Origin of the sequence: Streptomyces sp. NPDC091292, from assembly GCF_044757265.1 — a bacterium.
GTDB lineage: Bacteria > Actinomycetota > Actinomycetes > Streptomycetales > Streptomycetaceae > Streptomyces.
The window spans coordinates 299,318-312,320 of the sequence record NZ_JBIVUQ010000007.1 but is presented as its reverse complement, the minus strand read 5'-3'; the positions used below and the strand labels follow the sequence as shown (position 1 = coordinate 312,320).

General features: G+C 71.7%; 10 protein-coding genes. 6 read left to right on the top strand and 4 right to left on the bottom strand.

The genetic code is table 11. The features are described 5' to 3' along the window. Positions 1 to 60: 60 nt before the first annotated feature. Positions 61 to 1,449 (bottom strand): MFS transporter, encoded by a 1,389-nt coding sequence (locus ACIQNU_RS21725; RefSeq protein WP_401368735.1) that lies wholly within the window; start codon positions 1,447 to 1,449, stop codon positions 61 to 63. A 409-nt stretch (positions 1,450 to 1,858) separates the two neighbouring features. On the opposite strand from ACIQNU_RS21725, the gene ACIQNU_RS21720 reads away from it, so the two are divergent. The 4 genes from ACIQNU_RS21720 to ACIQNU_RS21705 all read left to right on the top strand — a co-directional run bounded on the left by ACIQNU_RS21720 (position 1,859) and on the right by ACIQNU_RS21705 (position 7,666). Beyond that, a complete protein-coding gene (locus tag ACIQNU_RS21720; protein ID WP_401368733.1) occupies positions 1,859 to 2,779 on the top strand; it encodes a DUF3027 domain-containing protein in 921 nt (306 codons plus the stop codon). A 101-nt stretch (positions 2,780 to 2,880) separates the two neighbouring features. Beyond that, the gene (locus ACIQNU_RS21715) at positions 2,881 to 6,081 is read left to right on the top strand and encodes a sacsin N-terminal ATP-binding-like domain-containing protein (protein ID WP_401368731.1); all 3,201 of its coding nucleotides are present in this window, start codon (positions 2,881 to 2,883) and stop codon (positions 6,079 to 6,081) included. Between the two features lie 41 nt (positions 6,082 to 6,122). Next, the gene (locus ACIQNU_RS21710; protein ID WP_401368728.1) at positions 6,123 to 6,731 is read left to right on the top strand and encodes a Uma2 family endonuclease; all 609 of its coding nucleotides are present in this window, start codon (positions 6,123 to 6,125) and stop codon (positions 6,729 to 6,731) included. 101 nt (positions 6,732 to 6,832) lie between these two features. Then, the gene (locus tag ACIQNU_RS21705) at positions 6,833 to 7,666 is read left to right on the top strand and encodes a DUF5707 domain-containing protein (RefSeq protein ID WP_401368725.1); all 834 of its coding nucleotides are present in this window, start codon (positions 6,833 to 6,835) and stop codon (positions 7,664 to 7,666) included. A 22-nt stretch (positions 7,667 to 7,688) separates the two neighbouring features. On the opposite strand, the gene ACIQNU_RS21700 is transcribed toward ACIQNU_RS21705, so the two are convergent. Together ACIQNU_RS21700 and ACIQNU_RS21695 are read right to left on the bottom strand one after the other, a co-directional pair. Beyond that, positions 7,689 to 10,094, bottom strand: a complete 2,406-nt coding sequence (locus ACIQNU_RS21700; protein ID WP_401368724.1) for an HAD-IC family P-type ATPase — start codon at positions 10,092 to 10,094, stop codon at positions 7,689 to 7,691. A 156-nt stretch (positions 10,095 to 10,250) separates the two neighbouring features. Beyond that, on the bottom strand, positions 10,251 to 10,523 hold the full coding sequence (locus tag ACIQNU_RS21695; RefSeq protein WP_401368721.1) for a DUF2530 domain-containing protein: 273 nt from the start codon (positions 10,521 to 10,523) through the stop codon (positions 10,251 to 10,253). A 178-nt stretch (positions 10,524 to 10,701) separates the two neighbouring features. On the opposite strand from ACIQNU_RS21695, the gene ACIQNU_RS21690 reads away from it, so the two are divergent. Further along, a complete protein-coding gene (locus ACIQNU_RS21690) occupies positions 10,702 to 12,156 on the top strand; it encodes an NCS2 family permease (RefSeq protein ID WP_401368718.1) in 1,455 nt (484 codons plus the stop codon). On the opposite strand, the gene ACIQNU_RS21685 is transcribed toward ACIQNU_RS21690, so the two are convergent. Continuing rightward, positions 12,126 to 12,353 (bottom strand): ribbon-helix-helix protein, CopG family, encoded by a 228-nt coding sequence (locus tag ACIQNU_RS21685; protein WP_401368715.1) that lies wholly within the window; start codon positions 12,351 to 12,353, stop codon positions 12,126 to 12,128. The genes ACIQNU_RS21690 and ACIQNU_RS21685 overlap by 31 nt on opposite strands. Positions 12,354 to 12,521: 168 nt before the next feature. On the opposite strand from ACIQNU_RS21685, the gene ACIQNU_RS21680 reads away from it, so the two are divergent. Continuing rightward, on the top strand, positions 12,522 to 12,959 hold the full coding sequence (locus tag ACIQNU_RS21680) for a MarR family winged helix-turn-helix transcriptional regulator (protein ID WP_401368712.1): 438 nt from the start codon (positions 12,522 to 12,524) through the stop codon (positions 12,957 to 12,959). Positions 12,960 to 13,003 lie beyond the last annotated feature (44 nt).

The following is a 13,003-nucleotide window of genomic DNA, read 5'->3' as shown; positions in this document are numbered from 1 at the left end:
GACGTGCCGTCCGGTCACGGGCTGACGTGTCGGCAGGGTGCCCGTGCCCCTGGGCTTGCCTCACGCCACCCGTGGACGTGTCGCGCCGCCGCGTCTCGCCGCGCTCAGTAGGCCCTTCGCCGTGGTCAGCCAGCCGGTGGCCACGATCGCCGCGCCGACCGAGAGGCCGAGGACACCGTTCAGGGGCAGGGCGATGCCGATGGCGCCGCCCAGTACCCACGCCATCTGGAGCAGCGTCTCGGAACGGGCGAACGCCGACGTCCGTACCGTCTCCGGGACGTCCCGCTGGATCAGCGCGTCCAGGGACAGTTTCGCGAGGGCCTGTGAGAAGCCCGCGACCGCCGCGAGGCAGGCCACCAGGACCGCGCCGAAGAACACCGCCGCCGTGATCGCCATGCCCAGGACACAGGCGACGACGGTCACGATGATGACCTCCGGCGCCCGCGCCTTCAGCCATGCGCCGAACGCCGTGCCGATCGCGTTGCCCGCGCCCGCCGAGACACCCACCAGGCCGAGCGAGACGACCGCGCTCTGGCCGGTCAGCGGGTGCTCGCGCAGGAGGAAGGCCAGGTAGAAGATCAGGAAGCCGGAGAGACAGCGCAGGGACGCGTTGGCGCCGAGCGCGTTGGTGACGGCCGGGCCGACCGTCCGCAGCCCCGGGCGGCGGGACTTCTTCGTCAGCGGGCCGCGCACATGGTCCTCGTCGGCGGCGAGCAGCGCCCTGTCCTCGCCCCGGGCCGAGTCGACCTTGTGGGGCAGCGATATCGACAGGAACGTCCCCGCGACGAAGATGACGAAGGCGCCGTAGAGCGGCCAGCGCGGGCCCAGCATGTGCAGCCCGGCGCCGATCGGCGCCGCGACACCGGTGGCCAGGAGCCCGCCGAGCGTGACCCGCGAATTGGCCTTGACCAGCGAGAACCGGGGTGGCAGCAGACGCGGTACGACGGCGCTGCGCACCACGCCGTACGCCTTCGACGCGACCAGCACGCCGAGCGCCGCCGGATACAGCTCCAGGCTGCCCGTGGCGACCGCGCCCGACAGGATCAGGGCGAGCAGGGCGCGGGCGAACATCGCCGCCGCCATCGCCGCGCGGCGCCCGTGCGGCAGCCGGTCCAGGAGCGGGCCGATGACGGGGGCGAGGAGGGTGAAGGGCGCCATGGTGACGGCGAGGTAGAGGGCGACCCGGCCGCGTGCCTCGTCGGTGGGCACCGAGAAGAAGACAGTGGACGCGAGGGCGACGGTGATCATGACGTCGCCCGCGCCGTTCACCGCGTGCAGTTCGATCAGTTTGCCGAGCCCGGACTCGCCCGCGCCGTGCGCGTGGGTCGCCTTGCGGATGCCCCGCCCTGTGCTGGTGAACGGCGCCCGCACGGCATGCCCGACCGCACGCGCCCACCGGCGGACCGGACCCGATCCGCCGGCTGAACGGGACGACCTCGCCGCTGCCACCCCGTCATAGTGCCCCCTGAACGGCGTTCGTAGTGCGGTTGCCGCGCGTACGGGGGTGGGACGGGGGTTGAACGGCGGTGGTGGCCCCGCGCACAGGGAACGCATACGGCAACGCACGCGGGAAGGCGCCGGCGAACAAGGGAGCGGACAACAAGAAGGACACGGCGCCGTACGCCGGTGTGGGCCCAGCGCCCCGGAGGGGGTAGCGTGCGTAGCGCGCCTGCGGCGGTTGGTCTTGGCCGCGCGCCTCTCGGTCATCGCGCAGAATGGATGACGTAGGCGCGCCCGAGGCGATCGGGCGCGGACGTCGACGCGGCCCTCCGGTCCGCTCCGTCCGTGTTCCCGATGGTTCCGGCTCTTCCGTCCGGGGGGCGCACTCGTCAGACGGCGTAGGAGAGAAGCGATACCTGTGAGCGCAGCGACAACGCGAAGCCGCACCCCCGACCGCCTGTGCGCCGAGGCGGTGGGGCTCGCCCGGGACGCGGCCGAGGAGGCAGCGGCGCCGGGTGTGGTCGGCGAACATGTCGCGACGCTCGCCGAGGGCGACCGGGTCGTCACCCATCTGTTCGAATGCAAGGAGCCCGGCTACCGGGGCTGGCGCTGGGCCGTGACCGTCGCCCGCGCGTCCCGCGCCAAGGTCGTCACGCTGGACGAGACCGTGCTGCTGCCCGGTTCCGACGCGCTGCTCGCGCCGGAGTGGGTGCCGTGGAGCGAGCGGCTGCGCCCCGGCGACCTGGGCCCCGGCGACCTGCTGCCCACCGAGGCCGACGACCTGCGCCTCGAACCCGGGTACACCGGCGAGGACGAGCCCGCGCCGAACGCCGCCGTGTCCGACGAGATGGCCGAACTCGCGGAGGCCGAGGACGCCGACGTGACCGCCGGTTCACCCGCCGTGCTCCCCGTGGTGCCGTCCCGTGGCTCGATCGCGTCGGTCGCCGAGGAGCTGGGCATGCGCCGGGCCCGCGTCCTGTCGCGGTACGGGCTGCACATCGCGGCCGACCGCTGGGAGGAGTCGTACGGTGCGAAGGCGCCGATGGCACAGGCCGCGCCCGCGACCTGCGTGTCCTGCGGTTTCCTCGCCCCGATCGGCGGCTCACTCGGACAGGCGTTCGGAGTCTGCGCGAACGAGTTCTCGCCCGCCGACGGCCACCTCGTCTCCCTCTCGTACGGCTGCGGAGGCCACTCCGAGGCCGCCGTGATGCCGGTACCGCCCCGGCCCGCGCCACCGGTGATCGACGAGACCCGCGTGGACGTCCTCCCGCTCCGCCCCGAGCCGGACTCCGGCTCCGTCGATGAGGCTTCTCCCACGGAGGAACTGGGGCATTCCTGAGGTCACCCCGGGGCGCGGTACCTTCGGGCGCCGACGCGAGTAGCGTCGGACTGTGCCGAGCGAGGGCAGCGTCCCGAGCGTCCCGCGACAAGGAGTGACCCGTGAGCAAGTTCGTGCGGCCGGCCCCCGAAGGGGCGGACCCGTTCGGGACGGCCCGGCTGCGCCGCGGCGTGCTCGACGCCTGGGGCGCGAGCCCCGCGCGGTTCCGTGAGGACGCCAACGCCGAGGAGGACCTGGCGCTCGGCGGCTACCGGGACCGCCTCGTCGTGGAGCTGGCGCAGAACGCAGCCGACGCGGCGGCCCGCGCCGGAGCCCCCGGCAGACTCCGCCTCACCCTCCACGAGGACGTCCTCGTCGCCGCCAACACCGGCGCCCCGCTCGACGCGGCAGGCGTCGAATCCCTCGCCACGCTGCGCGCGTCGGCGAAGCGCGACGACGCGACGCAGGGCGCCGTCGGCCGGTTCGGTGTCGGCTTCGCCGCCGTGCTCGCCGTCTCCGACGAACCCGCCGTCGTCGGCCGCTCCGGCGGCGTCCGCTGGTCGCTCGCCGAGGCCCGCGCCCTCGCCGACGAGACCGCGCGGCGGGCCGCCGCGGGGCCTGGGCTCGGCGAGGAGCTGCGCCGCCGTGACGGCCATGTCCCGCTGCTGAGGCTCCCGTTCCCCGCCGAGGGCACCGCGCCCGACCCGTACGACACCGTGGTGATCCTGCCGCTGCGGGACGCCGCCGCGCGGGATCTCGTGGCGCGGCTGCTCGACGCCGTGGACGACGCGCTGCTGCTCGCCCTGCCGGGCCTCGCGGAGGTCGTCGTGGAGTCCGGGGGAGCGGTCCGAACGCTGCGCCGGTCCGTCGCCGAGCCGTACACCGTCGTGGAGGACACCCGCGACGGCACCTCGCGCTGGCGCACCGTCGCGCGGCACGGCGCGGTGGCGCCCGAGCTGCTGGTGGGGCGGCCCGTCGAGGAGCGGCTGCGGCCCTTCTGGTCCGTCACCTGGGCCGTCCCGGTCGACGCCGAAGGCGCCCCGCTGCCGCCCCGTACCGCCCCGGTCGTGCACGCCCCGACCCCCAGCGACGAGGCCCTGGGCGTCCCGGCGCTGCTCATCGCGTCGTTCCCCCTCGACCCGACACGGCGGCACGCGGCGCCGGGCCCGCTGACCGACTTCCTGGTCGACCGCGCCGCCGACGCGTACGCCGACCTCCTCGCCGCCTGGCGCCCCGTCGCACCCGGCACCATCGACCTGGTGCCGGGGCCCCTCGGCAAGGGCGAGCTGGACGGCGCCCTGCGGCAGGCCGTCCTCGCCCGGCTGCCCCGCACCCCCTTCCTGCCGCCCGCGCTGCCCGCCGCACGGGACGACGAGGACGCGCCGCGGGAGTGGGACGACCTCGCTGACGGGGATCCCGTACCGTCCGCGTCCGACAGCGGCGCCCTGCGCCCCCGCGACGCCGAGGTGGTCGAGGGCGCGGGCGCCGACACCGTGCGGGTCCTCGCCGAGGTGCTGCCCAGCCTGCTGCCCGCCGGGCTCGAACGCCGTGTCGAACTGCGCACGCTCGGGGTCGCCCGGGTCCCGCTGACCGAGGCCGTCGACCGGCTCGCGGGCCTGGAGCGCGACCCGGAGTGGTGGTGGCGCCTGTACGACAGCCTCGCGGGCGTCGACCCGGACCGGCTCAGCGGTCTGCCGGTGCCCCTCGCCGACGGCTCGACCCGGATCGGGCCCCGGCAGATCCTGCTCCCCGCGCCGGGTACCGGCGGCGCCGACGACCTCACCGGGCCCGCGTCCCTCGCCCGCCTCGGCTTGAAGGTCGCCCATCCGGACGCCGTCCATCCGTTGCTGGAGAAGCTCGGCGCGCTCCCCGCCACGCCCCGGGCCGTGCTGACGACCCCGCAGGTCCGCGCCGCGGTCGCCGCCTCGCTGGACGACGACACGTGGGATGTGGACGGTACGGGGGCGCTCGGCGCCGACGAACTCGCCGAGGTCGTCCTCGCGCTGGTCAGGGACGCCGGGCTCGAACCCGGTGACGAGCCCTGGCTCGGCGCCCTCGCCCTCGCCGACGAATCCGGCGAACTCGCCCCGGCAGGCGAACTGCTGCTGCCCGGCAGCGACTTCGCCTCGGTGGTGCGCGAGGGCGAGATCGACGCGGTCGACGGCGAGCTGGCCCACCGCTGGGGACCGCAGCCCCTGGCCGCGTGCGGCGTACTCGCCGACTTCGCGCTCGTCCGCGCCACCGACGTCGTTCTCGACCCCGATGAACTGGAGCCCCGCGAAGGCGACTTCGCCCAGCCCGACGACCCCGGCCTGCTCGACGCCGTCGACGTCTGGTGCGAGGACGTGCTCGACCGGCTTCCGGACTCCCCGGTCCCGCCGGTCGCCACCGAACTCGTCGCCGTACGGGACCTCGACCTGGTGGACGACGAGCGCTGGCCGCAGGCGCTCGCCCTGCTCTCCCGCCCGCCGCTGCGCGACGCCCTCACCCAGCCGGTACGGGTCCTGCTGCCCGACGGCACCACCGAGACCGTCCGCCCGTACACCGCGTGGTGGCTGCGCGGCCACCCCGTACTCGAAGGGCGCAGGCCCGCCGGGCTCCGCGCGGCGGGCGGCGACCCGCTGCTCGCCGGACTGTACGAGTCGGCGGACGCGGCAGGCTTCGACGACGAGCAGGTCCTGCGCGCCCTCGGCGTGCGCACCTCCGTCGCCGCGCTCCTGGCCGAGCCGGGCGGCGCCGCCGAACTCCTCGACCGGCTCGCCGACCCCGACCGCGATGTGACGGCCGCCCAACTCCACGCCCTCTACAGCGCGCTGGCCGACCTCGACCCCGAACAGGTGACCCTTCCGGAGGAGTTGCGGGCGGTCGTGGACGGCCGGGTCGCGGTGGTGGACGCGGCGGACGCCGTCGTCGCCGACTCGCCGGACCTGCTGCCGTTCGCGGCCGGCGTCCCGCTGCTCCCGGTCCGCCCGCCCCGCGCGGCCGACCTCGCCGAGCTGTTCCAGGTACGGCGGCTCAGCGAGACGGTCACCACCGCGGTCGCGGGCGAGGGCGTGGTGCATCCGGTGCCCGCGTCGGTCCGTACGCTGCTCGGCCCCGCGACCCCGGCCACGTACACCGAGCACGAGGAACTCTTCGTCGGCGACGTAGAGGTGGACTGGCACCGCACGACCGACGGCACGGTGCACGCGGCGACCGTCGAGGGCGTAGCAGCGGCCCTGTCCTGGGCAACGGGCCAGTGGCCCCGCCGCTTCGAGGTAGCAGCCCTCCTGGAAGACCCGTCCCGCACGGACGAACTGGCCAGGGACCGCTGGTTCGACTGACGACCCCTGCCCGGCCGGGCTCCGCTGGCTATCGTCGGCTCATGAGCGAGGCCGCTTACGAGCATCTGTTGCGCTACGCCCATCTGCTGAACGTCCCGGCCGGGCTCGGCCCGGTCGAGATCTCGGACGGCCAGATCGTCATGGCGGTGTCGCCGTCCACACGCCACGAACTGGCGGCGCGACGGCTGCGCCGCCAGCTCGATCCGCAGGTCCCGGTCACCGACCCGGGTTTCATCGCGGAGAACGGGCCGGAGGTGGAGGATCCCCGGCTCGGTGTCCTGCGCCGTCCGGACCTGGTCGTCGTCCGCGAGGAAGCACTGGACGCACCGACAGCGGGGGTCGATCCGGCGGAGGTTCTGCTCGCGGCCGAGATCGTCTCACCGTCCAACCCGGACAACGACTACGTCGCGAAGATGCGTGACTATCCGGCCATGGGGATCGGGCACTACCTGATCATCGACCCGCGGACGGGCCTCGTACATCACCACACGGAGCCGACCGGTCGCAGCCGTGACACCGCGCGCTACACCAGCAGCCGCGAGTACCCGTTCGGTGCCCGTATCCAGGTCGGCGACTGGCAGATCGACACCAGTGTCTTTCCCCGGTACGAGGCCGGTGAGAGCGACCGCCGATCTGATCCAGCCACCTGATTCATACAATCTGCACATCCACGTACAACCATTCACACCTGTCTCAGGTCTTGTCTGCTGAGTCACCGGACTCAGCAGACAGACCTGAAACAGGGGAACCCATGCGCACTCGTGCCTCTGCCGCCGCCGTTCTGACCGGCGCTCTGGCCCTGACCGCTCTCGCTGTGCCCGCCGCGCAGGCGGATGACCCCGGCGCCAAGAGGGTGGCCCCGTTCGCGGCCAAGGGCCCGGCGGACGACTCCTCCGGCGACACCAAGATCTCCAACGTCGTGGTCAACGGCGGTAAGGACGTCGTCCTCGGTACCACCACGAAGAAGACCTTCACGGTCTCCTACACGGCCACCGACAACAAGGGCATCGGCTCCGCGGACGCCATGCTGTGGCACGGCTCGAACTTCGACGACTTCGACAACTTCATCTTCTCCAACGAAGAGGAGGGGGCGAAGTGCACCAAGGTCAACGCGACCACGTCCAACTGCAAGAGCACCTTCTCGGTCGACGTGCGCGCGGACTACTTCTACAACTCCGAAGCGGGCAGCTGGAAGACCGCGGTCTACGCCGTTGCCAACGACGGTGACTTCATGGAGAAGGACAACGCCAAGACCTGGCGGCTCCAGCGTGCCTCCAAGCTCACCGTGAACGCCTCCCCCGAGCCCGTCAAGAAGGGCAAGACGCTCACGGTGACCGGCGCGCTGACCCGCGCCAACTGGGAGAGCCTGAAGTACGGGGGCTACACCCAGCAGTCCGTGCAGCTCCAGTTCCGCAAGAAGGGCAGCAGCACCTACTCGACCGTCAAGACGATCAAGTCGGACTCCAAGGGCAACCTGAAGACCACGGTCAAGGCGTCCACCTCCGGCTACTGGCGTTACAGCTTCGCCGGCACGTCGACCACCCCGGCCGTCAAGGCCGCCGGTGACTACGTCGCCGTGAACTGACGCAGTCACCCACTGACGCACGTCACACCCGGACGCGGCGGTCGACCACTCTCCACAGGAGTTCCAGGACGGCCGCCGCGATCGCGGCGATCCCCACCGCCACCCACGGCATCGTGGTGCCGACCAGCTTCAGCGCGAAGAAGTGCTGGAGCCACGGCACGACCAGGACCAGCAGGAACCCGGCGCCCATCGCGGCGACCAGACAGACCCGCCACCAGGTGTACGGGCGGGCGATGATGCCCAGGACCCACATCGAGATCAGGAACAGCGTGAGTGTCGCCGCGCTGGTCTCGGCGTCGAGGGAGCCGGGCCCGGAGTAGTGGTGCCGGGCCACGAGATACGTCACGAAGGTCGCGACCGCCGCGATCACCCCGCCCGGAATCGCGTACCGCATCACCCGCCGTACGAAGTGCGGCTGCGCCCGTTCCTTGTTGGGCGCGAGGGCGAGGAAGAACGCCGGGACGCCGATGGTGAGCGTCGACAGCAGCGTCAGGTGGCGGGGCAGGAACGGGTACTCGACCTGCCAGCACACCACGAAGATCGCGAGCAGCACCGAGTACACCGTCTTGACGAGGAAAAGCGTCGCCACGCGCGTGATGTTGCCGATGACGCGGCGGCCCTCCGCGACGACGGACGGCAGCGTCGCGAAGCTGTTGTTGAGCAGCACGATCTGGGCGACCGCGCGGGTCGCCTCGGACCCGGAGCCCATCGCGACGCCGATGTCGGCGTCCTTGAGCGCGAGTACGTCGTTGACGCCGTCACCGGTCATCGCGACCGTGTGCCCGCGCGACTGGAGCGCGCCGACCATGTCCCGCTTCTGCTGCGGCGTGACCCGGCCGAAGACGGTGTGCTCGTCCAGGGCGTCCGCCATGCCCTCCTTCTCCTCGGGCAGGGTCCGCGCGTCGACGGTGTTCTCGGCGCCCGGCAGCCCCAGCTTCCCGGCGACCGCGCCGACCGACACGGCGTTGTCCCCGGAGATGACCTTGGCGCGGACGTCCTGGTCGGCGAAGTAGCGCAGGGTGTCACTGGCGTCGGGCCGCAGCCGCTGCTCCAGGACGACGAGCGCGGTGGGCCGTGCGCCCTGCTTCACCTCGGGGTCGTCCAGCTCCTTGGTGGCGCGGGTGAGCAGCAGGACCCGCAGCCCCTGCTCGTTGAGGGTCTCGGTCTCGGCGAGCGCCGGGTCGCCCGCGGGCAGGAGCACGTCGGGCGCGCCGAGCAGCCACGTACTGGTGTCCCCGTCGCTCTCGCCGAAACTGGCGCCGCTGTACTTGCGGGCCGAGGAGAACGGCAGCGACTCGGTGCAGCGCCAGCCCGCGCCGTCCGGGTAGGCGTCGATGATGGCCTGGAGGGACGCGTTGGGCCGGGGATCGGCCGCGCCGAGGGCGCCGAGCACGGTACGGACGTATGTGTCGTCCGCGCCGTTCAGCGCGCGCAGCTCGGTGACGTCCATGCCGCCCTCGGTGAGCGTGCCCGTCTTGTCGAGGCAGACGGTGTCCACGCGCGCGAGGCCTTCGATGGCGGGAAGTTCCTGCACGAGGCACTGTTTCCGGCCAAGCCGGATGACGCCGATCGCGAAGGCGACGCTCGTCAGCAGCACCAGACCCTCGGGAACCATCGGCACGATGCCGCCGACGGTCCGCGCCACGGAGTCCTTGAAGTTGTTGTCCTTGACGACGAGCTGGCTGATGATGAGCCCGATCGCGGTCGGGATCATCATCCACGTCACGTACTTGAGGATGGTGGAGATGCCCGTCCGCAGCTCGGAGTGGACGAGTGTGAAGCGGGACGCCTCCTCGGCGAGCTGGGCCGCGTACGCCTCGCGGCCGACCTTCGTCGCGCCGAAGGCACCGCCGCCCGCGACGACGAAGCTGCCGGACATGACCGCGTCGCCCGGCTGCTTCACGACCGGGTCGGCCTCGCCGGTGAGCAGCGACTCGTCGATCTCCAGACCGTCCGCCTCGACACACGCGCCGTCCACGACGACCTTGTCGCCGGGACCGATCTCGATGATGTCGCCGAGCACGATCTCAGAAGTACTGATCTCGGTGGCGGCGCCGTCCCGCCGTACGGTCGGCCGGGCCTCGCCGATGACGGCGAGCGAGTCGAGGGTCTTCTTCGCCCGCAGCTCCTGGATGATCCCGATACCGGTGTTCGCGAGGATCACATAGCCGAACAGGCTGTCCTGGAACGGCGCGACGAACATCATGATGATCCAGAGCACGCCGATGATGGCGTTGAACCGGGTGAAGACGTTCGCGCGGACGATCTCCTTGGTGGAGCGGCTGCTGCGCACGGGGACGTCGTTGACCTCGCCCCGGGCCACCCGTTCGGCGACCTCGGCCGTGGTCAGCCCGCGCGCCACCACCCCCGCCGGTATCGGCACCGGATGCACAGGATCGAGTTCGGCGCCCGCGTCGATATGCGTCATGCCTTTGACGGTACGTAACGCGAGGGCGGTTCACCCGCCGGGGGCCCCAAAGATCCGACTACGGGAGGAGAACTTTTCGAGCGGGGCGGTCCTGTGGGTGTACCCGACCCTGAGAACCCGGAGAACCCGGAGAACCCGGAGAACCCGGAGGCCTGTCTAGCCCTCGGACGCGGCAGCGTCCCGGGCGGCGGCGTCGCGCTTGATGGCCGCGTCCCGCTTGCGCACGTACCAGATCCCGATCAGTCCGAGCCCGCCGCCGGCCAGGCAGGTCCACAGCCACCACAGGTGCCCGTGGTCGTCGAACCAGCCGTAGAAGGGGAGCTGTACGAGGAAGAGGACGAACCAGAGGATCGTGCCGCCCGTGATGGTGGGCACCACGGGGCCTTCCAGGGGCTCCGGCGCCTCGTGACGGGGGGTCCACTTCTCCATGGGCACAGCTTACGGGGGCCTTACGGGGCGCTCGCCGGAGCCCCGCGCACCCGCCTCCGCACCGCGCGTCTCCGCATGTCTACGCGCGGAGATGGCGTCCGCCCCCTTGATATGTTCATACTGAACCGGTCCTGGATTGGCCCGTTTTCTTCGTACGAACATACAACTGAGGTCACGCATGCCCCCCTCGGCCACCGCCAAGGTCGACGCAGCGGCCGAGCCGCCTGCGCCCCAGTCGCCCAAGAACGGCCTGGACCGTTTCTTCAAGATCTCCGAGCGCGGCTCCAGCGTCCCCCGGGAGATCCGTGGCGGCTTCGCCACCTTCTTCGCGATGGCCTACATCATCGTGCTGAACCCGATCATCCTCGGCAGCGCGAAGGACATGTACGGGCATCAGCTCGACAACGGCCAGCTCGTCACCGCCACCGCCCTCACCGCGGCCTTCACCACGCTCCTCATGGGCGTCATCGGCAATGTGCCGATCGCCCTGGCCGCCGGGCTCGGCGTGAACACGGTGGTCGCCCTTCAGCTCGCGCCCCGGATGTCGTGGCCCGACGCGATGGGCATGGTCGTCCTCGCGGGCTTCGTCGTGATGCTCCTGGTCGCCACCGGGCTGCGGGAGCGCGTCATGAGCGCGGTGCCGCTGGGGCTGCGCAAGGGCATTGCGATCGGCATCGGCCTGTTCATCATGCTGATCGGTCTGGTCGACTCCGGTTTCGTCTCGCGCATCCCGGACGCCGCCCACACCACGGTGCCGCTCCAGCTCGGCGCCGACGGACACCTCGACGGCTGGCCGGTCCTGGTCTTCGTCCTCGGCACCCTGCTCACGCTCGCGCTCCTGGTGCGCAAGACGCCCGGCGCCATCCTCATCTCCATCGTCGCGATGACCGTCCTCGCGGTGATCATCGAAGCGGTCGCGAAGGTGCCGTCCTGGGGTCTGACGACGCCCAAGTGGCCCGGCAACCCGGTCGCCACACCGGACTTCGGGCTGGTCGGCAAGGTCAGTCTGTTCGGCGGCTTCGACAAGGTCGGCTTCCTCACCGGCGTCCTGTTCGTCTTCACCGTGCTCCTGTCGTGCTTCTTCGACGCGATGGGCACGATCATGGGCATCAGCGACGAGGCCAAGCTGACCGACCGGGACGGCAATCTGCCCGGCATCAACAAGGTGCTCTTCGTCGACGGCATCGCCGTCGCCGCCGGCGGCGCCTCCTCGTCCTCGGCGACGACCTGCTTCGTGGAGTCCACGGCGGGCGTCGGCGAGGGCGCGCGGACCGGCTTCGCGAACGTCGTCACCGGCGGCCTCTTCACCGTCGCGCTGTTCCTCACCCCGCTCGCCACGATGGTGCCGTCCCAGGCGGCGACCCCGGCGCTGCTCGCGGTCGGCTTCCTCATCCTGTCCGGCTCGATCCGGCAGATCGACTGGGCCGACTGGACGATCGCGATCCCGGCGTTCGTGACGATGGTGATGATGCCGTTCACGTACTCGATCACCAACGGCATCGGCATGGGCTTCCTCACCTTCACGGTGCTCCGCCTGGTGGCGGGCCGCGCCCGCGAGGTGCCGGTCGCGATGTACGTGGTGTCGGCGGTCTTCGCCTTCTACTACCTGATGCCGGCGCTCGGGCTCACCTGAGGCTCCGGCGCCCCCGGCGGCGGTCCGTAGAACCGCTCCGTCTCCTCGACGGCCGAGTGGAACCGCTCGTCGAAGTCATCGCGAATGAGCGTCCGGACGACATAGTCCTGGACGCTCATTCCCCTTTTGGCGGCGTGCCGCCGGAGCCGGTCGAGCAGCTCCCCGTCTATCCGCAGGCTGAGCACTGTGGTCCCCATACGGACGAGGGTCGCGGGCCCGCCCCCGGCGGTGTGTCACTTTTCGTGCCCGGCTCACTCGTACGGGTGACGAGTGGGTGACGGGCGCGCGGAGATGTGGCGAGGGGTGTGCGGACTCACGTGAATCGCGGTGGTCTTTAGAGAGAGTAATGAGTTACGCTAAAGACTATGCCTGACCTTAGCCATGGCGACGACGCAGCCGCCGTGAACGCGCTGCGCTCCGCGGTGATGCGGTTGTCGCGCCGACTCAAGCACCAGCGGGTCGACGAGTCGCTGAGCCCGACCGAGATGTCGGTGCTCGGCACCCTCGCCCGCTGCGGCTCGGCGACGCCCGGTGAGCTGGCCCGTAAGGAACATGTGCAGCCGCCGTCGATGACCCGCATCGTCGCGTTGCTCGAAGCCAAGGACCTGGTCAGGCTGGAGCCGCACCCCGAGGACCGCCGCCAGAAGGTCGTGACCCAGACCGAGCGGGCCGAGGCCATGCTCGAAGAGAGCCGCCGCCGGCGGAACGCATGGCTGGCCGGCCTGGTGGAGGACCTGGACGAGGACGAGTGGGCGAGACTGCGCGCCGCCGCCCCCGTGCTGGAGAAGCTCGCCCACCTCTAGGAGGTTTCCGGTGATCCACCGGAGGCCTCTGCCCCTCGACGCCC